We start from the raw sequence: 23,004 nt of genomic DNA on the forward strand, positions 1-23,004 counted from the left end.
GGCAGCCCCGCAGGGGCTGAACCCGGAATCTCGAGATGGCGTCGATAAGCTCTGGATTTCGGGTTCGATGCTGTCGCATCGCCCCGGAATGACAGTGGAGCGAGTGATCAGCTCTTCTTCCGCAGCAGCGCGTCCAGGCTGATCGGGCCGCCGCCGGCCGTCGCCAGATACAGGCAGGAGAAGCAGAACGCGATCGCCGCGGTGCCGTTGTTCAGGAGCGGCAGCCATACCGGCTCACCTGTCTTGAACATGTGGCCCATGAAGTAGGCGAAGGCCATCTCGCCAGCCAGGATGAATGCGACGGGCCGCGTGAGCAGACCGACCATCAGCAACGCGCCGAGCACCAGCTCGATCATGCCGGCCGTGTAGATCAGCGGCGGAATGTTGGCGAAGTACGGGATGACAGGAAACTTGAAGATCTTGGCCACGCCGTATTGAAACAACAGCAGGCCGGTGATGAAGCGAAACAGGCTGAGTGCAGCCGGTTGCCATTTCGAGAGCATCTGCTCCATGTGTGATCGTCCCCCAACAGAAAACCATGATGCGACGATGGCCGGTTCGGTCGTTGCCGCCCCGGCTCGTCGGCCGCAGATTTAGCTGATTACCGCAACTGCGTCACCGGCATGCGTCGTGACATGCGATGAATTGGGCGTGTACTGCCGAAGTGGCGGCCTTCCGCTGCCCTGCAACCACCGGAAACGACGAAGGGCCGCGCCTTGGCGCAGCCCTTCGATTCGCTCCGGCGGGACGTTGCCCTGTCTCAGCGCCACTCGACCTTGGCGATCTCGTAGGACTTGGCGCCGCCGGGCGCCATGACCTCGACGGTGGTGCCCATCTTCTTGCCGATCAGTGCGCGCGCCAGCGGCGAGGTGATCGAGATCTTGCCCTTCTTGGCGTCCGCCTCGACCTCGCCGACGATCTGCCAGACCGTCTTCTTCTCGGTGTCCTCGTCGATCAGGGTCACCGTCGCGCCGAACTTGATCGTGTCGCCGGAGAGCTTGGTCACATCGATGATGTCGGCGCGCGCGAGCTTGTCCTCGAGCTCGGCGATGCGGCCCTCGTTGTGAGACTGCTCTTCCTTTGCGGCGTGATATTCCGCGTTCTCGGACAGGTCGCCATGCGAACGCGCTTCCGCGATATGTTCGATGATGCGCGGACGGTCCACCGATTGGCGCTGCTTGAGCTCGTTCTCCAACGCGGCGTAGCCCATCGAAGTCATGGGAACCTTTTCCACCATCTCTTCTCGTCCTTCAGTCGTGCGGGCGGGGGCGCGCACGATCAGCATCTTCAGAATAGGCCTTTGCGGCTCAAAGCAAAGCCTGAAGGCCCGGCAAGACCGTCCCGTCAAAGGCCGGTACAACATCGAACGGGGCGGCGAGTTCCTGAAAGCTTCTATTGCCGATTGTTGCCAACCGCTTAGCGGGCGTTCGCCCGCGCGCTGCGATTAGTTTTCGGAAAAGTAACTCTGCAGGGTGCGGACCTCAAGGTCTCCCCCGAGATAGGCACGGATGCCTTGCGCGGCCGCCACGGCACCCGAAAGAGTGGTGTAATACGGCACTTTATGCAAGAGGGCAGCGCGCCGCAGCGAGCGGCTGTCAGCCAGCGCTTGCGGGCCTTCGGTGGTGTTGAAGACCAGCTGGATGTCGCCATTGGTGATGGCGTCCACGATGTGCGGCCGTCCCTCCAGCACCTTGTTGATCTTCTCGGTCGGCACGCCCTGGTCGGTCAGGAAACGCTGGGTGCCGGACGTCGCCACCACCTTGAAGCCGAGTTCGTGGAGCATCCGCACCACCTCCGTGATGCGCGCCTTGTCGCTTTCACGCACCGACACGAACACCGTGCCTTTGCGCGGCACGCGTGTGCCGCCCCCAAGCTGGCTCTTGGCGAACGCCACGGCGAACGAGCGGTCGATGCCCATCACCTCGCCGGTGGAGCGCATCTCCGGGCCGAGCACGGTGTCGACGCCGGGGAAGCGGGCGAACGGGAAGACCGATTCCTTGACCCCGACATGCTTGAGCGCGCGCTTTGTCAGCCCGAAATCGGCGAGCTTCTCGCCCGCCATGATCCGGGCCGCGATCTTGGCGACCGGCGTGCCAACCACCTTGGCGACGAAGGGCACCGTGCGCGAGGCGCGCGGGTTGACCTCGAGCACGTAGATCGTGCCGTCCTTGATCGCATATTGCACGTTCATCAGGCCGACGACGTCGAGCCCGAGCGCTAGCTCGCGGGTCTGCCGCTCCAGCTCGGCGATGGTCGCCTCGTCGAGCGAATGCGGCGGCAGCGAGCAGGCGGAGTCGCCGGAATGGATACCGGCCTCCTCGATGTGCTCCATGATGCCGACGATGAAGGTGTCCTTGCCGTCGGACAGGCAGTCCACATCGATCTCGGTGGCGTCGGACAGGTAGCGGTCGAACAGCAGCGGGTTCTTGCCCAGCACCGTGTTGATCTGGCCGGTCTTGTCGTTGGGATAGCGCGCCTTGACGTCGGCCGGCACCAGCTCCGGCAGGGTGCCGAGCAGGTAGTCGCTGAGCTGGTTGTCCTCGCGGATGATCTGCATCGCGCGGCCGCCGAGCACATAGGACGGACGCACCACCAGCGGCAGGCCGAGATCGGCCGCCACCAGGCGCGCCTGCTCGACCGAGTAGGCGATGCCGTTCTTCGGCTGCTTCAGATGCAGCTTGTCGAGGATGCGCTTGAAGCGGTCGCGGTCCTCGGCCAGGTCGATGGCCTCAGGCGAGGTGCCGAGGATCGGTACCTCGGCGGCTTCGAGCGCGCGCGCGAGCTTCAGCGGCGTCTGGCCGCCGAACTGCACGATGACGCCATGCACGGTGCCGTTCTTGCGCTCGGTGGCGATGATCTCGAGCACGTCCTCGGCCGTCAGCGGCTCGAAATAGAGACGGTCGGCGGTGTCGTAGTCGGTCGAGACCGTCTCCGGATTGCAGTTGACCATGATGGTCTCGTAGCCGGCATCGGCCAGCGCGAAACAGGCATGGCAGCAGCAATAGTCGAACTCGATGCCCTGGCCGATCCGGTTCGGGCCGCCGCCGAGAATGATGACCTTCTTCTTGTCCGACGGCGCGCTCTCGTCGCCGAGTCGGCCTGCAAACGGCGTCTCATAGCTCGAATACATGTAGGCGGTCGGCGAAGCGAACTCCGCCGCGCAAGTGTCGATTCGCTTGAACGCTGGACGGACGCCGAGCGCCTGCCGCTTGGCGGCGACCTCGGCTTCGGTGGTGTTGGCGAGCACCGCGAGCCGCGCGTCGGAGAAGCCCATCGCCTTCAGCGTGCGCATGCCGCTCGCGTTCGGCGGCAGGCCGTGGCGGCGGACCTTGTCCTCCATCTCGACGATTCCACGCATCTGCGCCAGGAACCAGGGATCGATCTTGCAGGAGTTGAAGATGTCCTCGTCCGACCAGCCGAGGCGCATCGCCTGGGCGACCTGGAGCAGGCGGTTCGGGGTCGGCGTGCCCAGGGCGGCGCGGATCGCATTCTTGTCGTCGCCGCGGCCGAGCCCCTCGATGTCGATCTCGTCGAGGCCGGTGAGACCGGTCTCGAGACCGCGCAGCGCCTTTTGCAGGCTCTCCTGGAAGGTGCGGCCGATCGCCATGACTTCGCCGACCGATTTCATCGAGGTGGTCAGCGTGGTCGACGCGCCCGGGAATTTCTCGAAGGCGAACCGCGGAATCTTGGTGACGACGTAGTCGATGGTCGGCTCGAACGACGCCGGGGTCGCGCCGCCGGTGATGTCGTTGGCGATCTCGTCCAGCGTGTAGCCGACCGCGAGCTTGGCCGCGACCTTGGCGATCGGGAAGCCGGTGGCCTTCGAGGCCAAGGCCGAGGAGCGCGACACGCGCGGGTTCATCTCGATCACGACCATGCGGCCGTCGGCCGGGTTGACGCCGAACTGCACATTGGAGCCGCCGGTCTCGACGCCGATCTCGCGCAGCACCGCCAGCGAGGCGTCGCGCATGATCTGATATTCCTTGTCGGTCAAGGTCAGCGCCGGCGCGACCGTGATGGAGTCGCCGGTGTGCACGCCCATCGGATCGAGGTTCTCGATCGAGCAGACGATGATGCAGTTGTCCTTCTTGTCGCGGACGACCTCCATCTCGTACTCCTTCCACCCGAGCACCGATTCCTCGATCAGCACTTCGTTGGTGGGGGAGGCATCGAGACCACGCTCGATGATGTCGAGATACTCTTCCTTGTTGTAGGCGATGCCGCCGCCGGTGCCGCCCATGGTGAAGGAGGGACGGATGATCGCGGGCAGGCCGATCTCGGACAGCGCCATCAGCGCCTGTCCCAGCGCATGCTCCTGATAGCGCTTGCGGCGCTCGTTCTCGCCGAGCGTCCATTGCCGGTCGAGCTCGTCGCGCGCGGCGCCCGACAGCGTCTCGCGCTCGGCCAGATATTTGTCGCGATATTGTTTCTTCAGCGCCGACGCATTGGCGAGCCGCGACTTCGGCGTCTGCAGCCCGATCTTCTCCATCGCGTTGCGGAAGAGCTGGCGGTCCTCGGCCTTGTCGATCGCGTCAGCCGTGGCGCCGATCATCTCGACGTCGAACTTCTCCAGCGTCCCCTGCCGGCGCAGCGACAGCGCGCAGTTCAGCGCGGTCTGCCCGCCCATGGTCGGCAGCAGTGCGAAACCGCCGGGGATGATGTGGCGTTCCTTCTCGATGATCTTGGCGACGATCTCCGGCGTGATCGGCTCGATATAGGTCGCATCGGCCAATTCCGGATCGGTCATGATCGTGGCCGGATTGGAATTGACGAGGACGACGCGATAGCCCTCCTCCTTCAGCGCCTTCACCGCCTGCGTACCGGAATAGTCGAATTCGCAGGCCTGGCCGATCACGATCGGACCGGCGCCAATGATCAGGATGGTCGAGATGTCGGTTCGTTTCGGCATTCAAGCTCACGGGCAAGAAACGGCAGAGAATTGGGCACAAAAAAAGGGCGCGCGTGCTGCGCGTCCCCGAAGGCCAAGGGCCAAGGCGCGACCAGTGCTCGCGCGCGAGCGGTCTTTAGACCAGTTTCCTCTGAGCGAAAAGGGTTTTGGCCCGAAATCAACGGTCAAATTGGCCGGAGCTGGCGGAAGGGCGGCGGATGGCTCGCAGAGCCGAAGCCGCGCAGCGGCGAAGGCTGGAGGCCCGGCCTGGACTTGAACCAGGTTCAAGAGCGTTGCACCGCTCTTCGCGTCGTAGCTTCCGCCACCGGGCCGGGAATGATCTTACCTCTCACGGCCGCGTGAGCCAGCCCGTGTTTCAGTTAACCCTAATCCGGTTGCTCGATGTTGGGCCAGCGCGCGGGCTGGTCGGCTCGGCCGGTCACGCGGTTCCCGTCACCGGCTGCGCCACGAAGGTCATGCGCCAGGGATTGTGGCCGATATTCTTCGGCGCTCGGACAGCGCTGAGGCCGGCCTTCTTCAGCCGCGCCAGGATCTCGGTCTCGCTGTAGCGCTGCAGGCCGACCTTCGTCCGCAGCTGCCGGTAATCGGACAGGGCAGTGGCGACCAGCCCGACCATGGCATCCTTGAGGAAGCCGTCCCGTGCGGCGAACATCAGCAGCGCGAGCACGTCGCGGCCCATGCCAACGTCCGGGCGCAGGACGTCGCCGAGGACGAACTTTCCGGACGGCTTCAGCAGCCGCCTGATCACGGCCAGGGCTGCGTCGAATTCCGCCTCGCTCATGTACTGTGCCACGGAGTTCATGACGACGAGGTCGATCGAGCCTTCCTGCATGTTGCGCAGCTCGTCCAGCGAGCGCACGCGGATCTTGGTGTTGGGGGCGAAACGCGCGATCAGCCGGCCGCGCACGCCCGGCGCCGGCTCGGCCAGGATCAGCGTCATGCAGGCGTCGGCGACCTTGGCGGCCGATAAGGCTTCTCCGCAGGAATAGTCGAGAACGACCGCGTCGGGCGAGGGGATATAGCCGACGATGTCGCGCGCAATCGCCTGGAAGTGCAGGTCGCGATGCAGCTTGCTCGCATAGATCGTGTGCGTGGAATCGTAATAGTCGATCCAGTCGTCCATGGCGGGTTCCGGCAAACACAGTTCCTTGATGGGAACTTGGGGGGTCAGCGAGCGTTAACGGGTCCGATCACCCGTGTCCATCGCTGCTTCTAACAGGAAGGCTGACCCGTGAGTAAAGCAAAGACCGACAAGACCGCCCCCGAGCTCGATACCCCGACCGATCTGTCGCCGGACGCCGTGAACAAGATTTCGACGGCGTTGAACACGCTGCTTGCCGATGCGTTCGCGCTTTACCTTAAGACCAAGAATTTCCACTGGCACGTCAGCGGCCGGCACTTCCATGACTATCACCTGATGCTCGACGAGCAGTCGGACGCGATCTTCGCCACAACGGACCAGCTCGCCGAGCGAGTTCGCAAGCTCGGCGGTACCACGGTCAAGTCGATCGGCCAGATCAGCAAGCTGCAGACCATCAAGGACAACAACGAGGAGTATGTGCCGCCGCGCGAGATGTTGCGGGAGTTGATGGAGGACAACAAGCACATGGCGGCCGCGATGCGCAAGGCGCACGAGCTGTGCGACGACAATGACGATCCGGCCACCGCGGGATTGCTGGAGACCTTCATCGACGAGACAGAGCGCCGCACCTGGTTCTTGTTCGAAGCCAGCCGCCAGGAAGGCAGCAACGCGGCATAAGCGGGCCCGCGTCGAGTTGAGGTCCGGGCGCGCTGCGAGCACGCGGTGCGCCCGTCCAGTCTCTATGCCGGGCTATGCGGAGTGGCCGAGTGCCGACCAGCTCCGATAGATCATGTAAGCCGCCACCACGAACACCACAGTGGCAAACACCTTGTTCAGGGTGCCGCGCGTGCCTGACAGTCGAGCCGCCAGCTTCGCACCGACCAGGCCACCGGCGATGCCGGCGACGAGAAAGGTCGCCGCCAGCGTCCAGTCGACCAGTCCCGACAGCGCGTAGTTAGCCGCGGTCGTCAGTCCGAACGCCGTGACGGACACGAGCGAGGAGCCGATCGCGTAAAGGATCGGCATGCCCGTTGCAAACATCAGAGCCGGAACGATCAGGAAGCCGCCGCCGATGCCGAAGAAGCCGGACAGCGTTCCGGTGCCGAAGCCGAATGCCACTAGCGCCAACAGATTGTCGCGCGAAAGCTTGACGTCCAGCTGGCTGTTCGTGCCACGCTTGCGCAGCATCAAGAGTCCGATCACGATCATGACGAGGGCGAACAGCAGCAGCAGCTTCTGACCGTCGACCATCTTGCCGAGCGTCGAGCCGGCGAAGGCGCCGACCACGCCCGTTGCCGCGAACACCAGCGCACAAGGCCATTTGACGTTGCCGGAGCGGGCATGATTGGCGAGATTGGCCGCCGCGTTGATCGCCACGGCGACCGCGCTCGTGCCGATCGCGACGTGGGGATTGCCGACGCCTACCAGATACACCATGAGCGGCACGGCCAGCACCGATCCGCCCCCGCCGATCAGGCCGAGCGTGAATCCGACGAAAGAGCCGGACAGCGAGCCGAGCGCAAGCTCGGCAGCGGACAAGGTCATCCTGCGATGCTCCAGAGTGGCGTGCCGCGCCGGTGCCCGGCCGCTGCCAAATGGGAAAGCCGAGCCGCGACGTCTGCCGCGTGCTCGGTGGGGCGAGGGGTGTCTTAGAGTGCGTTGAGCGGCACTTTCAGGAAGCGCCGGCCGTCCTGATCGGGCGTCGGCAGCCGTCCCGCCTTCATGTTCACCTGCAGGGAGGGGATGATCAGTCTGGGCATGTCCAAGGTGCGGTCGCGCGCCTCGCGGGCGGCAACGAACTGATCCTCGGTGATGCCGTCGCGGACGTGGATGTTGTTCGCGCGCTGCTCGGCCACCGTCGTTTCCCAGCGGATGTCGCGGCCGTTTGGACCGTAGTCGTGGCACATGAACAGCCGCGTCGCGTCAGGCAGGTCCAGCACGCGGCGGATCGAGCGATACAGCGTGCGCGCATCGCCGCCAGGAAAGTCGGCCCGTGCCGAGCCGCCATCCGGCATGAACAGCGTGTCGCCGACGAAGGCGGCGTCTCCGATCACATGGGTCATGCAGGCCGGCGTGTGACCCGGCGTATGCATGGCGAAGGCGGTCATTGCGCCGATCCGGTAGCTGTCTCCATCATGGAACAGGCGGTCGAACTGGCTGCCGTCGCGCTGAAACTCGGTGCCTTCGTTGAAGATCTTGCCGAAGGTCTCCTGCACCATCCTGATGTTGGCGCCGATGCCGATCCTGCCGCCCAGCCGGGACTGGATGTAGGGCGCAGCCGACAGATGGTCGGCATGGACATGGGTCTCGATCAGCCAGTCCAGTTGCCAGCCGCGATCCTCGATCAGGCGGATGATCTTGTCAGCCGACTGCGGCGCGATGCGCCCCGAGGCATAGTCGATGTCCATGACTGAATCGATCACGGCGCAGGCCCGCGAGCCAGGGTCCTTGACCACGTAGCTGACGGTGTTGGTGGCGGGGTCGAAGAACGGTGTGACCTCGGGTTTCACCGACAGGTCGACCGGATGTGGCATGCCGGGCATTCAATCCTTCCTCATTCTGAAGTGACCGCGGCGAGCGAGGGCCGGCGGCGCGAGAGCATGCGGGCTGCGGCCATTCCGATCATCATGGCCGTGACGAACAGGACGACGGCAGGCGAGCCGTAGCCGAGCGCCACGAAGGCCGGGCCCGGGCAGATGCCGGCGAGGCCCCAGCCGATGCCGAAGATCGCAGGGCCGGTTGCGATCCGCCAATCCAGCATCTGCGAGGATGGCAGGTGAAATTGGTCACCGAAGACGGGACGCCGGCGCCGGAAAACCAATCGGAAGCCGGCGAAGGTGACCCCGACCGCTCCAGCCATCACCAGGATCAGGCTCGGATCCCAGCCGCCGGAGCGGATCGCGGCGAAATCGAGGAAGTCGAGCACCTTCTCCGGATTGGACATGCCCGAGAGCAGCAGCCCGAGGCCGAAGACGAGGCCGACGATGAACTGGATGAAGATGATCATGGCGCCTCACAGCACGTGGCGAACGAGGAAGGTGGTCGCGACCGCGGTGGCCATGAACACCAGCGTGGCGACGATCGAGCGAGGCGACAGGCTGGCGATGCCGCAGACGCCATGACCCGAGGTGCAGCCGTTGCCCCAGACCGCCCCGAAGCCGACCAGCAGCCCGGCTGCAACCATATCGATCGGACCGACCTCCAGCTTCAGCGGCGGCAGGCTCCCGCTGACGATGCGGACTGCAAGGGCGGCCGCGACCAGGCCGCCTATGAAGGCGAGCCGGCCAGCGAGGGCGCTGTCCCAGGGCGGCAACAGCCGCGCGGCAATGCCGCTGACGCCGGCGATGCGGCCGGTCAGGCCCATCAGCATGACGGCTGCAGCGCCGATGAGGGCGCCGCCTGCGAGCGCCGTGACCGCTGTATACTCCGTGATCATATCGTCCTTGATTCCCTCGTCAGGGGGGGCATGTTGCAATCAGCTATCATGTGCATTATTGCATATATACGAAAATGAAGAAGTAACAATGATGACAACACAGGCCAGGCGCAAAACCCGTGAGGCCATGGTGGCGGCGCTCGACGTCAAGGCGGAGGAGGCGGCGGGCCTGCTCGCTGCCATGGCGAATTCGAAGCGCCTCATGGTGCTCTGCAACCTCATCGACGGCGAGCGCGCGGTCGGCGATCTCGCCGAGCAGGTCGGGTTGCGACAGGCGGCGCTGTCGCAGCATCTCGCCAAGATGCGCGCGCTGGATCTCGTCGCCACCCGGCGCGATGGCCAGACGATCTACTATCGGCTGGCGAGCCGCGAGGTCCGCGAGATCCTGCAGACACTGTATCGGCTGTATTGCGCCTGATCAGCGCGCCTGGTGCCACAGGCGCGTCAGTGGGCCGCCCGCACCGAGAACGGGATCGGTCGCGGGCAGCGGTACCGCCGGGATCGTCTTCAGGGCGCGCGCGTGGTTCTCCGGCGTCGGCCGCGTGACCTGCATCTTTGGTCCGGGCGGATAGGCGCCGACGATGCAGAAATCGCTGCTGGCGGAGATGCATTGATGTCCGGTGCCCGCCGGCAGGATGGCGACGTCGCCTGGCCGAAGCTCCAGTTCCCGACCGCGGTCGCCGCCGAAGCGGACCCGCGCCGTTCCGCTGGCGACGCCCAGCGCCTCATGCACGGTCGCATGATAGTGCAGATAGTCGTAGACTCCGTTGCGCCACATGTCGCCCCAGCCATTGGCGGCGAACATGCGCTCGATGTCGGCCGCCGGATCGGTGCTATCCAGATCGATGACGGCCTCGTAGACCAGGAACGGCAGCGGATTGTTGGGCACCAGGCCGTCGTCCGTGAATACGATGCCGAGCGGTTCGCTTGTCTTGACGCGTGGCGAGGGGGCGGCAGGCATGGCGACCTCGGAAAAAGATGAACCTCACCCCCATCAACCGGCCTGCGTGGCCGCCGTTCCAGTTCACGCCTTGGGCAGTTCGAACACCAGGCAAGTCGTAGTGGCGTGCGCCAGCAGGCGCCCTTGCGAATCGGCGATGCGTGCCTCGGCCGTCGCGGCGCGGCGTCCGAACGACAGCGTCCTGCCCTCCGTTCTCACGATGCCGGTGGCCTCGGTCATGGCCTTGATGAAAGAGACCTTGAATTCAAGCGTGGTGTAACCGCTGCCCTGCGGGCACATCGTGTGGACGGCGAGCCCCATCGCGGAATCCAGCAGGATCGCGGCGTAGCCGCCGTGCACCGAGCCGATCGGATTGTAGTGCCGCAAGGCCGGAACGCTGTGCATGACGACCTGGCCGGGCTCGGCGCTGCAGTCAAACGGCGCGACGGTCTGCATGATCGGCGGCTGCGGCAAAGTCCCGGCAAAGATGCCGCGCACGAAATCGAGCCCGGGCATCGACGCCAGCACCGCCAGCGGCACCACGCCGAAGTCACCGCGCAAATCCGTCTCGCTCATGTTGTCGACCTCCAAGGTATGACATCTATCATATAAATGCTGTGCGAAAAGATCGAGGGCAATACCGACGCAGGCGATCACATGATTGCGGACAGAAAAATGCCCGGGACCAGCCCGGGCATTTCGAATTGTCTGGAGTCACCGGCCTCAGGCTGCGCTGCGCTTCTTCTCGCGCATCAGCTCGGCAAAGCGTTGAAACAGATAGTGCGAGTCGCGCGGGCCGGGCGAAGCTTCCGGGTGATACTGCACCGAGAACACCGGCTTGCCCTCGAGCTGGATGCCGCAATTCGAGCCGTCGAACAGCGAGATGTGGGTCTGCGTCGCGCCCGATGGCAGCGTATCCTGGTCGACAGCGAAGCCATGGTTCATCGAGGTGATCTCGACCTTGCCGGTGGTCTCGTCCTTGACCGGATGATTGGCGCCGTGATGGCCCTGATGCATCTTCTTGGTCTTGGCGCCGACCGCAAGTCCGAGCATTTGATGGCCGAGGCAGATGCCGAAGGTTGGCGTGCCCGACGAAATCACCTGCTGAATGACCGGCACGGCATATTTGCCGGTCGCCGCGGGATCGCCCGGTCCGTTCGACAGGAACACGCCGTCCGGCTTCATCGCCAGGATGTCCTCGGCCGGCGTCGTCGCCGGCACCACCGTCACCTTGCAGCCGACGCCGGCGAGCAGGCGCAGGATGTTGCGCTTGATGCCGTAGTCGATCGCGACGACGTTGAACTCCGGCTTGGTCTGCTGGCCGAAGCCCTCGTTCCACACCCAGGGGGTCTCGTCCCAGGTGAAGCGCTGGGCGGAAGTCACCATCGGCACGAGGTCCATGCCCTCCAGGCCCGGCCACTCCCGCGCTTCCTTCTTCAGGGCGTCGAGGTCGAAATGGCCGTCCCTGGCATGCGCGATCACGGCGTTCGGCATGCCCTTGGAGCGGATCAGCGCGGTCAGCGCCCTTGTGTCGATGCCGGACAGCCCGATGATCCCGCGCGCGCGCAGCCACTGGTCGAGATGGCGCGTGGCGCGGTAGTTCGATGGGTCGGTGATCGCCGTGCGCAGGATCACCCCGCGCGCGCCCGGCGTCGCCGCCATGTTCACCGTCTCGATATCCTCGTCGTTGGTGCCGACATTGCCGATATGCGGGAAGGTGAAGGTGATGAGCTGGCCGGCATAGGACGGATCGGTCAGGATCTCCTCGTAGCCGGTCATTGCGGTGTTGAAGCAGACCTCGCCCACCGCGTGGCCCTCGGCGCCGAGGCCGTAGCCTTCCAGCACCGTTCCATCGGCGAGCACGAGGAGCGCGGTCGGTTTATGGTCCGGCCAGGCGGCGTCAGTATCGATGTGTGTCATGAGGCCTCTACATAGTGCCCCTGGCGCGCGGCGTCAAAGCGGGAAGCGAGCGATTCACACGCGATTTCGGTCAATTTGCACGGAGAATGGCCTGGTTTACGAGTGAACGGCCGGAACGTATGCGGAACCGAGTTGTCTCGCCGGGACGAACCGCCTAGACCAGCCGCAACGGAATTCGAGAGGGCAAGATCATGCTGCGCGACGACATCAACAATGCGGTCAAGGAGGCGATGAAGGCCAAGGACGAGCGCAAGCTGTCCACCCTGCGCATGGTCAACTCGACCTTGAAGAACGCCGACATCGCCGCGCGCGGCGAAGGCAAGCCGCCCTTGACCGACGCCGACGTGCTCGCGGTGCTGCAGAAGATGATCAAGCAGCGTCAGGAATCGGTCGAGCTGTATGAGAAGGGCGGCCGCGCCGAACTCGCCGCCGGCGAGCGCGAGGAGATCGCGGTCATCTCGGCCTATCTGCCGAAGCAGATGAGCGACGACGAGGTGAAGACCGCCATCTCCGCTGCGGTCGCCGAGACTGGCGCCGCCGGCATGAAGGACATGGGCAAGGTGATCGCCGTGCTGAAGGCGAAGTATACCGGCCAGATGGATTTCGCCAAGGCGAGCGCGCTGGTGAAGGCGGCGCTGTCGGGCTAGCCACCGCCTATTTTTGCGCACGGCGCGAGCCGCACGGGCAGTGCGCTCCCTCTCCCCGTTCTTCACGGGGAGAGGGTTGGGGTGAGGGGCAGACGCACGGGAAGTGCTGGTGGTGAGACCTGTACCCCTCACCCGGATTGCATCTTCGATGCAATCCGACCTCTCCCCCGCATCCGCCTTCGCTCTTCGAGCTACGGCGGACAAGAGCGGGGTGACGTAAGGAGACCGTGCAAGCGCCCATGCAATCGCCACCTCATGGGCGAAGCGCTTGAACTAACAACCGAGAGGGAAACGCCTCCTCCATGCTCAAGGAAACGTCCGACTACGAACAGCTCACGCGCGACTTCCGCTGGGACATCCCGGCGCAGTTCAACATCGCGGTCGCGACCTGCGATCGCCACGCCGACGGCTCCAGGCGTCTGGCGCTGATCGTCGTCGAGGAGGACGGCGCCGCACGGCGCGTCTCATTCGATGAGCTGCGGGAGCACTCCTGCCGCTTCGCCAACGTATTGAAGGCCGATGGTCTCGCGCAGGGCGACCGCGTCGCGGTGTTCCTGTCGCAGTCGCTGGAGCTGCCGATCGTCCATTTGGCGGCGTTTCGCGCCGGTCTCGTCTCGGTGCCGCTGTTCACGCTGTTCGGCGAGGACGCGCTGCAATTCCGGCTGCAGAACTCCGGCGCCAAGGTCGTCGTCACCGACACCACGGGCTTTGCGAAGCTTGCGCGCATTCGCGACCATCTGCCGGAGCTCAAGACGATCTATGTCACTGACGGCGACGGCCTCGGCGCCCGGCCATTCTGGCCGGCGCTGGAGCGCGCCTCGGATCAATTCCCGACCGTCGCCACGTCAAGCGACGACCCTGCCATCATCATTTACACCTCGGGCACGACCGGTAACCCGAAGGGCGCGCTGCACGCCCATCGCGTGCTGCTCGGACATCTGCCCAATGTCGAGATGGTGCACGGCTTCCTGCCGAAGCCCGGCGACGTCATGTGGACGCCGGCGGATTGGGCCTGGATCGGCGGCCTGTTCGACGCGCTGTTTCCCGCCTGGTATCACGCGGTGCCGGTGGTGGGGTATCGCGCGAAGAAGTTCGTGCCGCAGGCGGCGATGCAATTGATGGCCGACTACGCCGTCCGCAACGTATTCCTGCCGCCGACGGCGCTGAAGCTGATGCGGCAGGCCAACGTCAAGCACGAGGGGGTCCGGCTGCGCAGCATTCTCACCGGCGGCGAGTCGCTCGGCGCCGAGCTGCTCGACTGGGTGCGCGCGACTTTCGGCATCGATGCGCACGAGATCTACGGCCAGACCGAGTGCAATCTCGTGGTCGGCAACAATGCAAAGCTGTTTCCGATCCGGCCGGGCTCGATGGGCAAGGCGACGCCCGGCTTCCAGGTTCTGATCGTCAACGACAAGGGCGAGGAGCTGCCGCGCGGCGAGAGGGGCATCATCGGCGTGCGCCAGCCCAACCCCTGCACCATGATCGAATATTGGCGCAATCCGGAGGCGACGCGGAAGAAGTTCGCGGGCGACGTGCTGCTGACCGGCGATCTCGGCACCCAGGATGACGACGGCTATTTCTGGTATGCGAGCCGCGAGGACGACGTCATCACGTCGGCCGGGTATCGCATCGGCCCGGCGGAAATCGAGGACACGCTGCTCAAGCATCCGGCGGTCGCGCTGGCGGCCGTCGTGGGCATTCCCGACCCGGTGCGCACCGAGGCCATCAAGGCGTGGATCGTGCTGCGGCCCGGCTTCGTTGCAAATGACACGCTATCGCGAGAGATCCAGGACTTCGTCAAGGTGAAGCTCGCCGCGCATGAATACCCCCGCCACGTTGAATTCACCGACACCCTGCCGATGACGGCGACCGGCAAGGTGCTGCGGCGGGAGTTGAGGGCGCGGGGGTAGGGGCGGCGGTCCGACCGCCTTTTCGTCGGTAGTCGCTGAGATGTAAAGCAAGGTGGCGCGGCACGCTCGGTGCACCTCGCCCCGCTTGCGGGGAAGGTCGGATTGCATCGTCAGATGCAATCCGGGTGAGGGGGGACAGGTCTCGCCACGGACACTTCCCGTGCGTTTGCCCCTTACCCCAACCCTCACCCCGTAAGAACGGGAGAGGGAGCATACCGTCCGTGCTGTGAGAGCTTCATCGTCGGACGAGATGTGAAGGTCACGCCCTTATCCTCTGCCTACAAGTTGAAATTGAAATCCCCGCCCTCCCGCTGTTAGCATCGGTGCAAAGAACAACAGTCTGGAGGGTACGCCGATGACCGCATCCGTCTCGGGACGATCCGATCCCGTGGTGCGCCGCATCACCACGGCCGATATTGCCGAGGCCTTGACGCAAGGCCTCCGCGATTTTCAGGCTCAGCCCATGTTCGGCCTTGCTTTCGGGCTGATCTACGTGCTCGGCGGCATCAGCATCGTGCTGTGCGTCACCGCCTTCGGCATGGTCTACTTGGCCTATCCGCTGGCCGCGGGGTTTGCGCTGATCGGCCCGTTCGTCGCGATCGGTCTCTATGAGGTCAGCCGCCGCCGCGAACTCGGCCAGCCGATGTCCTATGGCGGGATCTGGCGCACGATCACTTCGCGCGGCGAGATCGGCTGGATGGCGTTCGTGACGCTATTTTTCTTCATCATCTGGATGTACCAGGTGCGCCTCCTGATCGCGCTGCTGCTCGGGCTCAATGCCTCTTTCTCCAGCATCAGGGAGTTCATGACCGTGGTGCTGACGACCAACGAGGGTCTGCTCTTCCTCGCGATCGGCAATCTCGACGGCGCCGCCCTGTCGCTGGTGCTGTTCTCGCTCACGGTCGTGTCGTTTCCGCTGCTGCTGGAGCGCGACGTCGATTTCGTGACGGCGATGATCACCAGCGTGCGCGCGGTTGTGACCAGTCCCGGCCCGATGATCGGCTGGGCCGCCGTCATCACCGTGCTGCTGATCATCTCGGCATTGCCGTACTTCCTGGGACTGCTGGTCACCGTGCCGGTGCTGGGCCATGCGACCTGGCATCTGTACCGCCGGATCGTAGCTCCGGCGTAAGGCAAGGGCGAGCCGCGACGAAGGTTCGATGGAGCATGGACGCCCTCGAACGGGCTCGTTTCGAAACGCGGCTCGCCGGTGGTCCTTCCGGCGCCAATATCGGAGGAGAATGATGCCGGACAACATCGCGTTGTTTGCCACGATCGTCTTGTTGCTGCCAATGTTCTATCTGCTGCTGGCCGCGCCGGCCTTTCTGCTGGTGCGGCTCGACATCGTGCCGGTCACCCGGCTCCTGCGCGGCATGTTCGACTCCTACTTCGTGGCGCTTTCGATCGCTGGTGGCATCGGCGCGCTGGTCGTTCTGGCCGACGGTCGCCCCGTTCTGGGGCTGGGCATTGGCCTGATCGCGGCGTTCGCGCTGCTCTCGCGCCGCTGGTTTCTGCGGCAGATGGACGCGCGCATCCGCGACAGGGATTCCGGCGATGCGACGGCCGTGCGTCGGCTGCGCCGGTTACATTGGGGTGGCATGCTGAGCAATGCGGTCCAGGTCGGCGTTGTTCTCGCCAGCATCCCACAGATCGCTGCGGTATCGTAGCAGGCCTTGTCGTTCAAGGCACTGCAATCCCCATCGCCTTCAGGGCCGCCAGCATGCGCGTCGGCGGCGTCATCTTCACCGCGAGCGGCTTGCCGGTCTCGAGCACGCTCTTGAGGCTCGACAGGATGGCCGGCCAGCCCTGGCGCCCGCCGGACAGGATGTCGTCGGAGAGCGGCCGCTCATGCGCTTCGGTCATCGTGAGACGGACGGCGTCGCCAGCCGGTTCGATCTCGTAGGTCACGAGCGTGCGGCCCAGTGCGTCGACGAGGCCCGGCCAGTTGACATCCCACGTGACCGTCAGCCGGTACGGCGGCTCGCAGACGATCACCTGGCCGCTGATGTGCTCGGAGCCGTCGGGCGCGCGCACGATGAAGGCGCCGCCCGCCTTCAGCTCGGCTTCAATCGCGAAGCCGAAGAAATATTGCCGGCTGAACTCGGCCGAGGTCAGCGCCTGCCACACCTTCTCCGGCGTCGCCGCGATGTAGATCGTGTACACCGTCTCCGGCTTGAAGTGCGCAAGATCGACGGCGTGGGTCTCCTTCGGCTCAGTCATCCCGTTCCTCCAATCGCTTCTTCAATTCACCGAGCGCGACGAGCTTGGCGCGCTCGAATTTCCTGATCCAGCGGTCGCCGATCTGGTGGATCGGCAGCGGATTGAGGAAGTGCAGCTTCTCGCGGCCGTGCCGGAGCGTCGTGACCAGATTGGCCGCTTCCAGAATCGCCAGGTGCTTGGTCACCGCCTGCCGCGTCATGGCGAGGCCGTCGCAGAGCTCGGTCAAGGTCTGGCCGTTCCGCGCATGAAGCCTGTCGAGCAGCGCCCGCCGCGACGCATCCGCCAGCGCCTTGAAGACGTCGTCCATATGATGAAGAATAGGCAACCAAAAGGTTGCGTGTCAAGCGGAGCGCTGCAAGTTGTTCGACTTGGAATACGTCGAGATGTTGCAGCTTCCCTCTGCCGACATGCCGTGCATTAGTGACATCTCATCCACATCGAGGCGCCTCATGTCCCTGCAAGTCTATCTCGCCTTCGTTGCCGCCTGCATCGGGCTTGCGCTGCTGCCCGGTCCCGTCGTGACGCTGCTGATCGCCAACGGTCTGCGTCACGGAACCCGTGCCGCGTTGATCAATATCGCCGGCGTGCAGACCGGGCTTGCGATCGCGATCGGCATCGTCGCTGTCGGCCTGACGTCGCTGATGGCGACCATGGGCTATTGGTTCGAATGGGTGCGGCTGATCGGCGCGGCCTATCTGGTGTGGCTCGGCATTCAGCTCATCCGCTCGCCGATCGAGGGGATCTCGGCGGGCGAGGAGCCGCCTCCGCCGCCGCGCGGCGGCTTCTTCCTGCAGGGCTTGCTGGTGCTGCTGTCGAACCCGAAGGTGATGGTGTTCTTCGGGGCGTTCCTGCCGCAGTTCATGGACATGGGCCGGGATCACGTGCCGCAGGTCGGATTGCTCGGCGTCACCTTCATGGTGATCGCGGGTCTCACCGACGCGATCTATGCGCTGCTCGCAGGCCGTGCGCGAAAACTGTTCTCGGCCAGGCGGACCCGGCTGGTGTCGCGCATCTCCGGCGGCTTCATGATCGGGGGCGGGGTCTGGCTGGCGCTGACGCGGGCGCGGTGAGCCCGCATTGAGTTTAGCGCCTGCTCTCACCCCGGAGAGCCCTGGGGGAGGAGGGGCCGCCGGCGTTACAGGCTGATCGTCCCCTTCACCACCGGCGCGACGTCGCCGCCGATCCAGATCGTGTCGCCGTCCTGCGCGACATGGACGCGGCCGGCGCGGCCGAGCACGGTGCCCTGGGACGCAACATATTGCTTCGGAGCAATTCCGGCTCCGATCAGCCATTGCGCCAGGCTTGCATTGAGGCTGCCCGTCACCGGGTCCTCGCCGCCGCCCCACATGAAGCCGCGGACCTCGTAGTCGGCATCCGTGCCATCCTGCGCTCGATCCCATGGCGCGACCACGCCGATCGGCTGTTGCGGCAGCGCCGCCGGATTGAAGCGGATGTCGAGCAGCGCGCGGCGCGAGTCGAGGAGCACGCCGATCCAGCCCGGGCCGTTGTCGACCCACTGCACGGCGCGCATCGCGCTCGATTGGATGCCGAGCGCTGCTGCGATCCTGCTGGTCAGTTCGGCATCGACTTGGCCGGAGCGCCTGAGCGGCGGGGCTGCGAAGGCGAGCCGCTCTCCGTCGCGCCTGATGCGCACGAGGCCCGCGCCGCATTCCTGCACCACGTGTTCGCCCTTCGGCCGGCCGCCGAGCGCGAGCCATACGTGGCACGAGCCAAGCGTCGGATGGCCGGCAAAAGGCAGCTCGCGCTGCGGGGTGAAGATGCGCACGCGATAATCAGCGCCCGGATCCTGGGCACGCGACAGGAAGGTGGTCTCGGACAGGTTGGTCCAGTTGGCGATCGCCCGCATCGCCGCATCGTCGAGGCCGTCGGCCTCGGCGATCACGGCGAGCGGGTTGCCCTTGAAGGCGACCTTGGAGAACACGTCGACTTGATGGAACGGAAGCGTCGGCATTTCGGTGTCCTCCTCGTCGTCGTTGTCAGTCGCGCCAGAACGGCTTGTTGGCCTCTTCCTGGACGATCGCCGGATCAAGGCCGCAGTCGCGCATCTGGTCGCGGTCCAGCATTGCCAGTTCGGACCGCCAGAACAGGCGCTGCAGCCAGAGTTGCGGCACCCCGAGCAAATTGCTCTTTCCGTGGGCAACTTGCGGAGTTGCCCAACGCTGCGCCAGGGAATATGCCATGAGTCACCTATTGCTCTTCAATTGCGTTGTTCGAAGAGCAATCGCGCCATACATATCTCGGTGCAATCGAAACATTGCTCTCGGTACAATATAGCATGAATGCTTCGTATACGGCCCTGGTCGACGACATCGCCGAGGACATCGCCAACGGCAGGCTGAAGGCCGGTGACCGGCTGCCGCCGCAGCGCCAGTTCGCCTATGAGCGGGGAATTGCCGCATCCACGGCAGCCCGCGTCTATGCCGAATTATTGCGCAGGGGCCTGGTCGTGGGCGAGGTTGGGCGCGGCACCTTCGTCGCGGGTGAGGCGGTGCCGGTGCCACCCTCGCTGCGGCTGGAGCCGTTCGACGGCCGCATCGATCTCGAATTCAATTTTCCGACCCTGCCGGATCAGGCGGCCCTGATCGCGAAGTCGCTGGCCGCGTGGCAGCGGCCGGAGAAGCTGGCGCCGGTGCTGGCGCCGATCACGCAGCGTCGGCTGGCCGAGGCCGGGCGCACCGCCGCGGCCTTCTTCGCCAGCGAGCGCTGGCGCCCGCGCGCGGAGAATTTCGTCTTCGCCGGCAGCGGGCGGCAGTCGCTTGCCGCGGCGATCTCGGCGCTGGTGCCGGTCGGCGGCCGGCTCGGCGTCGAGGCCGTGACCTATCCAATGATCAAGGGCATTGCGGCGCGGCTCGGCGTGACCCTGGTGCCGCTCGCGATGGACGGCGAGGGCATCCGTCCGGAGGCGCTGACCAAGGCGCATCGCAGCAGCGCGCTCAACGCGATCTACATCCAGCCGGTGATGCAGAATCCGCTCGGCCTGACGATGAGCGAGGCGAGGCGCGAGGAGATCGTGCGTCTGGTGCGCAAGCACGAGCTGATGATCATCGAGGATCTGGTCTACGGCTTCCTCAGCGATCAGGTCTCGCTGGCGACGCAGGCCGAGGAGCGTGTCGTCGTGGTCGACAGCCTTGCCAAGCGGCTCGCGCCGGGGATTGCCGTCGGCTTTCTCTACGTGCCGGCAAGCATGCGCGAAAAATTCGCCGCCACGGTGCGCACCGGGGCCTGGTCGGTGACGTCGCTGGCGCTGGCCGCCGGCATGGGGCTGCTCGCCGACGGCACGGCGGCCGAGATCACCAGGCGCAAGCGCGCCGATGCGCTGGTGCGCCAGGCGATCGTCGCCGAGTGCCTCGCCGGCCATCACATCGAGGCCGATCCGCGCTCCTACCATGTCTGGCTGCACCTGCCGGAGGGCTGGCGCGCCGAAGCCTTGACGGCCGCAGCAGCCCGTGCCGGCATCGCGATCACCCCGGCGAGCGCCTTTGCGGTGGCGCACGGTCATTCACCGAACGCGGTAAGGCTCGCGCTCGGCCTGCCAAGCCACGAGGATCTGCGCACAGCTCTGTGGCGGCTTGCCGGATTGCTGTCGCATCACGACGCCTCCGACATGACGGAGTAGCAGGCTACGCGAGGCCCTTGCTGCGCAGCTCGGCCTCGATCTCGCCGAGAATGCGGATCAGCCGCTCGGCCCAGCGCTGCTGGCCCTCGGGCTCGGCGATTTCGTTCTGACGAATCTCGATGCCGGAATTGATCAGCCCGCGCGCCTCGCCATGCACGGGGATGGTGTAGTCGGTGCCGTCGCCGACCGCATAGGGCTGATTGTCGCCCACCACGAGATCGGGCTCGGCCCGCAGCGCCTTCAACAGCAGCGGCGGCAGCACACGGTCGTGCTGATACAGCGTGCCGATGTGCCAGGGCCGCCCGATGCCGGCATAGACGGGCGTGAAGCTGTGCAGCGAGACGAGGATGGTCGGCCGCCCCGCGACCTTGCGCGCATCGAGCACCGCGGTGATGCGGTCGTGATAGGGATCGAAGATGGCGCGCCGCCGCAGCTCGGCGTCCTCATGCGTCAGGCCCTCATTGCCGGGGATCGTGGTGCGCTCGCTGATCATCGGAATCGCGTTCGGCGCCTTCGGCGAGCGGTTGCAGTCGATCACCAGCCGCGAATAGCGCTGCGCGATCAGATGCGCATCTAGCGCGCGCGACACGGCCTCCGCCACGCCGGCGATGCCGATGTCCCAGGCGATGTGCCGCTCCAGTTCGCTTTCGTGCAGGCCGAGATCGCCGAGTGCGCGCGGCAGCAGGCGGCCATAGTGATCGCACGTGAAGAACAAGGCCGACGCCCCATCGGCGTTGCGCTCGAGCACGGGTGGAACTTCGTCTGGCTGAAGGAGTCGATGAGTGTTGCTCGTGCCGGACACGGTCATGCTGCCTCTCGTTGCTTCATGAAGCGGCAGACCGATCTCGGATTGGGCAGACAGATGAGGATTGGGCCGGCGGACATCATGATGGTCGCCCAAACGATGCTGATTCTGGCGATCATTCACAAGACAGAAGTTCGCAATGGGCCTACGGTCCGGGCCGGATGAGGCTGGCGCATCGTGCCGCCCGAACGGGGCGAAGGAGCCTTCATGCTGATCAAGGTTGGATTTGAGATCGCCTATGCGGCTCCGGCGGCAACGCCGATGGTGATCATGCTGTCGATCCATCCGTCGCGCTTTCCCGACATCGTCGGCACCGAGACGATCACGACCGAGCCGAAGGTGCCGATCAAATTCTACAACGACAGCTTCGGCAATCTCTGTGGGCGGCTGGTGGCGCCGGCCGGCGGGGTCACCTTCCACGGCAGCGCCATCGTCCGCGACAGCGGGCGGCCGGACGCGATCGATCCCGGCGCCCAGCAACTGTCGATCGAGCAGCTGCCCGATGAGCTTCTGCTGTATCTGATGCCGAGCCGCTATTGCGAGACCGACAAGCTGGCCGAGGTCGCGTGGTCGTTGTTCGGCAGCGCGCCGGCGGGATGGGCGCGCGTGCAGGCGATCTGCGACTTCGTGCATAACCACGTCACGTTCGGCTATGAGCACGCCCACGCCATGAAGTCGGCGCACGACGTCTATCAGCAGCGTGCCGGCGTCTGCCGCGACTTCGCCCACCTCGCTTTGACCTTCTGCCGCTGCATGGGCATTCCGGCGCGCTATTGCACCGGCTATCTCGGCGACATCGGCGTGCCGCCGGACCCGGTCCCGATGGATTTCTCGGGCTGGTTCGAGGTCTATCTCTCGGGCCGGTGGTACACGTTCGATGCCCGCCACAACGTGCCCCGCATCGGCCGTATCCTGATGGCGACCGGACGGGACGCCGCCGACGTCGCGCTGTCGACCTCGTTCGGCCTGATGACCCTGACCAAATTCTACGTCGTCAGCGATGAGATCGCGGCCGCCTGAGCAGAGAAGGGCGCGGCCGGCCGCTTCGCATCAGCCGCGATCGCCGCTATAGACGGGCCATGACCACCGATCTGCTGTTCGTCTACGGCACGCTGATGCGCGGCTTCGACCACCCGATGGCGCGGCTGTTGTCGGCCAATGCCGATTTCGTCGCCGAGGCAAGCTGCCGCGGCCGGTTGTACCGCATCCAGCATTATCCCGGCCTGGTGCTGTCCGATGACGCGGCCGATCTCGTCCATGGCGAGCTGTTCCGGCTGCGCCAGCCCGAGCCGATGCTGCGCGAGTTCGACATGTATGAGGCCTGCGGCGAAGGCTTCGCCGCGCCGACAGAATATCTGCGCCGGTGCCTCGCCGTGACGCTGGCCGACGGCAGCGTCAGCCAAGCCTGGACCTATCTCTACAACTGGCCGGTGGATGAGGCCGGCCGCATCGTCTCGGGGCGCTTCCTGGCGCCGTGACCCAGTCTCTCCACGCCGTCA

At 65.4% G+C, this 23,004-nt stretch carries 26 protein-coding genes and 1 tRNA gene; 10 read left to right on the forward strand and 17 right to left on the reverse strand.

From position 1 onward, the window contains the following. Positions 1 to 107: 107 nt before the first annotated feature. The 5 genes from ACQR1D_RS06370 to ACQR1D_RS06390 form a co-directional block, all read right to left on the reverse strand. A complete protein-coding gene (locus tag ACQR1D_RS06370; RefSeq protein ID WP_315802638.1) occupies positions 108 to 512 on the reverse strand; it encodes a DoxX family protein in 405 nt (134 codons plus the stop codon). 248 nt (positions 513 to 760) lie between these two features. Beyond that, on the reverse strand, positions 761 to 1,237 hold the full coding sequence (gene greA / locus ACQR1D_RS06375; RefSeq protein ID WP_315717519.1) for a transcription elongation factor GreA: 477 nt from the start codon (positions 1,235 to 1,237) through the stop codon (positions 761 to 763). Between the two features lie 207 nt (positions 1,238 to 1,444). Then, positions 1,445 to 4,909: a carbamoyl-phosphate synthase large subunit gene (gene carB / locus ACQR1D_RS06380; protein WP_315802639.1), complete on the reverse strand. Its 3,465-nt coding sequence runs from the start codon at positions 4,907 to 4,909 to the stop codon at positions 1,445 to 1,447. A 234-nt stretch (positions 4,910 to 5,143) separates the two neighbouring features. Then, positions 5,144 to 5,220, reverse strand: a tRNA-OTHER gene (locus ACQR1D_RS06385). Positions 5,221 to 5,327: 107 nt separating this feature from the next. Continuing rightward, positions 5,328 to 6,032, reverse strand: a complete 705-nt coding sequence (locus tag ACQR1D_RS06390; protein WP_434839597.1) for a class I SAM-dependent methyltransferase — start codon at positions 6,030 to 6,032, stop codon at positions 5,328 to 5,330. Between the two features lie 108 nt (positions 6,033 to 6,140). Here ACQR1D_RS06390 and ACQR1D_RS06395 point away from each other — a divergent pair, with 108 nt between their 5' ends. Beyond that, entirely contained in the window at positions 6,141 to 6,668 is a 528-nt protein-coding gene (locus tag ACQR1D_RS06395; protein WP_315802641.1) for a Dps family protein, read from the forward strand. A gap of 72 nt (positions 6,669 to 6,740) precedes the next feature. On the opposite strand, the gene ACQR1D_RS06400 is transcribed toward ACQR1D_RS06395, so the two are convergent. The 4 genes from ACQR1D_RS06400 to ACQR1D_RS06415 all read right to left on the reverse strand — a co-directional run bounded on the left by ACQR1D_RS06400 (position 6,741) and on the right by ACQR1D_RS06415 (position 9,426). Continuing rightward, positions 6,741 to 7,535: a sulfite exporter TauE/SafE family protein gene (locus ACQR1D_RS06400; protein ID WP_316236732.1), complete on the reverse strand. Its 795-nt coding sequence runs from the start codon at positions 7,533 to 7,535 to the stop codon at positions 6,741 to 6,743. A 104-nt stretch (positions 7,536 to 7,639) separates the two neighbouring features. Continuing rightward, positions 7,640 to 8,533, reverse strand: a complete 894-nt coding sequence (locus ACQR1D_RS06405; protein ID WP_316236733.1) for an MBL fold metallo-hydrolase — start codon at positions 8,531 to 8,533, stop codon at positions 7,640 to 7,642. 11 nt (positions 8,534 to 8,544) lie between these two features. Then, positions 8,545 to 8,997 carry a DUF6691 family protein gene (locus ACQR1D_RS06410; RefSeq protein ID WP_434839598.1) on the reverse strand — a complete coding sequence of 151 codons (453 nt, stop codon included), beginning with the start codon at positions 8,995 to 8,997 and terminating at the stop codon, positions 8,545 to 8,547. A gap of 6 nt (positions 8,998 to 9,003) precedes the next feature. Beyond that, positions 9,004 to 9,426 (reverse strand): YeeE/YedE family protein, encoded by a 423-nt coding sequence (locus ACQR1D_RS06415; RefSeq protein WP_315802865.1) that lies wholly within the window; start codon positions 9,424 to 9,426, stop codon positions 9,004 to 9,006. A gap of 91 nt (positions 9,427 to 9,517) precedes the next feature. On the opposite strand from ACQR1D_RS06415, the gene ACQR1D_RS06420 reads away from it, so the two are divergent. After that, a complete protein-coding gene (locus ACQR1D_RS06420) occupies positions 9,518 to 9,844 on the forward strand; it encodes an ArsR/SmtB family transcription factor (protein ID WP_315802866.1) in 327 nt (108 codons plus the stop codon). Here ACQR1D_RS06420 and ACQR1D_RS06425 read toward each other — a convergent pair whose 3' ends face one another. From ACQR1D_RS06425 to carA, 3 genes are all read right to left on the reverse strand, one after another. Further along, positions 9,845 to 10,387 carry a cupin domain-containing protein gene (locus ACQR1D_RS06425; protein WP_434839599.1) on the reverse strand — a complete coding sequence of 181 codons (543 nt, stop codon included), beginning with the start codon at positions 10,385 to 10,387 and terminating at the stop codon, positions 9,845 to 9,847. Positions 10,388 to 10,450: 63 nt separating this feature from the next. Further along, entirely contained in the window at positions 10,451 to 10,942 is a 492-nt protein-coding gene (locus ACQR1D_RS06430) for a PaaI family thioesterase (protein ID WP_434839600.1), read from the reverse strand. A 147-nt stretch (positions 10,943 to 11,089) separates the two neighbouring features. Further along, positions 11,090 to 12,286 carry a glutamine-hydrolyzing carbamoyl-phosphate synthase small subunit gene (gene carA, locus ACQR1D_RS06435; RefSeq protein WP_316179737.1) on the reverse strand — a complete coding sequence of 399 codons (1,197 nt, stop codon included), beginning with the start codon at positions 12,284 to 12,286 and terminating at the stop codon, positions 11,090 to 11,092. Between the two features lie 191 nt (positions 12,287 to 12,477). Between carA and ACQR1D_RS06440 the strand changes: the two genes are divergently transcribed. From ACQR1D_RS06440 to ACQR1D_RS06455, 4 genes are all read left to right on the forward strand, one after another. Then, on the forward strand, positions 12,478 to 12,933 hold the full coding sequence (locus ACQR1D_RS06440) for a GatB/YqeY domain-containing protein (RefSeq protein ID WP_315717508.1): 456 nt from the start codon (positions 12,478 to 12,480) through the stop codon (positions 12,931 to 12,933). Positions 12,934 to 13,235: 302 nt separating this feature from the next. Further along, entirely contained in the window at positions 13,236 to 14,843 is a 1,608-nt protein-coding gene (locus ACQR1D_RS06445; protein WP_434839601.1) for an acyl-CoA synthetase, read from the forward strand. Between the two features lie 355 nt (positions 14,844 to 15,198). Then, on the forward strand, positions 15,199 to 15,975 hold the full coding sequence (locus ACQR1D_RS06450) for a DUF2189 domain-containing protein (protein WP_316179733.1): 777 nt from the start codon (positions 15,199 to 15,201) through the stop codon (positions 15,973 to 15,975). A gap of 112 nt (positions 15,976 to 16,087) precedes the next feature. After that, complete coding sequence (locus tag ACQR1D_RS06455) at positions 16,088 to 16,510, forward strand: hypothetical protein (protein ID WP_315802649.1); 423 nt, start codon at positions 16,088 to 16,090, stop codon at positions 16,508 to 16,510. A 13-nt stretch (positions 16,511 to 16,523) separates the two neighbouring features. Here the strand turns inward: ACQR1D_RS06455 and ACQR1D_RS06460 are convergent, their stop codons facing one another. Then, positions 16,524 to 17,063, reverse strand: a complete 540-nt coding sequence (locus ACQR1D_RS06460; RefSeq protein WP_315802650.1) for an SRPBCC family protein — start codon at positions 17,061 to 17,063, stop codon at positions 16,524 to 16,526. Further along, on the reverse strand, positions 17,056 to 17,370 hold the full coding sequence (locus ACQR1D_RS06465) for an ArsR/SmtB family transcription factor (protein ID WP_315802651.1): 315 nt from the start codon (positions 17,368 to 17,370) through the stop codon (positions 17,056 to 17,058). Before ACQR1D_RS06465 ends, ACQR1D_RS06460 begins: the two co-directional genes overlap by 8 nt. Before the next feature lie 142 nt (positions 17,371 to 17,512). Here ACQR1D_RS06465 and ACQR1D_RS06470 point away from each other — a divergent pair, with 142 nt between their 5' ends. Beyond that, a complete protein-coding gene (locus ACQR1D_RS06470; protein WP_316236741.1) occupies positions 17,513 to 18,133 on the forward strand; it encodes a LysE family translocator in 621 nt (206 codons plus the stop codon). A 65-nt stretch (positions 18,134 to 18,198) separates the two neighbouring features. On the opposite strand, the gene ACQR1D_RS06475 is transcribed toward ACQR1D_RS06470, so the two are convergent. Together ACQR1D_RS06475 and ACQR1D_RS06480 are read right to left on the reverse strand one after the other, a co-directional pair. Further along, a complete protein-coding gene (locus tag ACQR1D_RS06475) occupies positions 18,199 to 19,035 on the reverse strand; it encodes a PhzF family phenazine biosynthesis protein (RefSeq protein ID WP_316179728.1) in 837 nt (278 codons plus the stop codon). A gap of 25 nt (positions 19,036 to 19,060) precedes the next feature. Then, positions 19,061 to 19,264, reverse strand: a complete 204-nt coding sequence (locus ACQR1D_RS06480; protein ID WP_315802654.1) for a hypothetical protein — start codon at positions 19,262 to 19,264, stop codon at positions 19,061 to 19,063. Between the two features lie 26 nt (positions 19,265 to 19,290). Here ACQR1D_RS06480 and ACQR1D_RS06485 point away from each other — a divergent pair, with 26 nt between their 5' ends. Next, complete coding sequence (locus tag ACQR1D_RS06485) at positions 19,291 to 20,700, forward strand: PLP-dependent aminotransferase family protein (RefSeq protein WP_316217913.1); 1,410 nt, start codon at positions 19,291 to 19,293, stop codon at positions 20,698 to 20,700. A gap of 4 nt (positions 20,701 to 20,704) precedes the next feature. Here the strand turns inward: ACQR1D_RS06485 and ACQR1D_RS06490 are convergent, their stop codons facing one another. Next, positions 20,705 to 21,508 carry an N-formylglutamate amidohydrolase gene (locus ACQR1D_RS06490; RefSeq protein ID WP_434839602.1) on the reverse strand — a complete coding sequence of 268 codons (804 nt, stop codon included), beginning with the start codon at positions 21,506 to 21,508 and terminating at the stop codon, positions 20,705 to 20,707. 204 nt (positions 21,509 to 21,712) lie between these two features. Between ACQR1D_RS06490 and ACQR1D_RS06495 the strand changes: the two genes are divergently transcribed. Both ACQR1D_RS06495 and ACQR1D_RS06500 read left to right on the forward strand, forming a co-directional pair. Further along, a complete protein-coding gene (locus ACQR1D_RS06495; RefSeq protein WP_434839603.1) occupies positions 21,713 to 22,525 on the forward strand; it encodes a transglutaminase-like domain-containing protein in 813 nt (270 codons plus the stop codon). A 59-nt stretch (positions 22,526 to 22,584) separates the two neighbouring features. After that, positions 22,585 to 22,983 (forward strand): gamma-glutamylcyclotransferase family protein, encoded by a 399-nt coding sequence (locus tag ACQR1D_RS06500; RefSeq protein ID WP_434839604.1) that lies wholly within the window; start codon positions 22,585 to 22,587, stop codon positions 22,981 to 22,983. The last annotated feature ends 21 nt before the right edge of the window (positions 22,984 to 23,004 follow it).

Source organism: Bradyrhizobium sp. HKCCYLRH2047 (genome assembly GCF_051168175.1).
Lineage (GTDB): Bacteria > Pseudomonadota > Alphaproteobacteria > Rhizobiales > Xanthobacteraceae > Bradyrhizobium.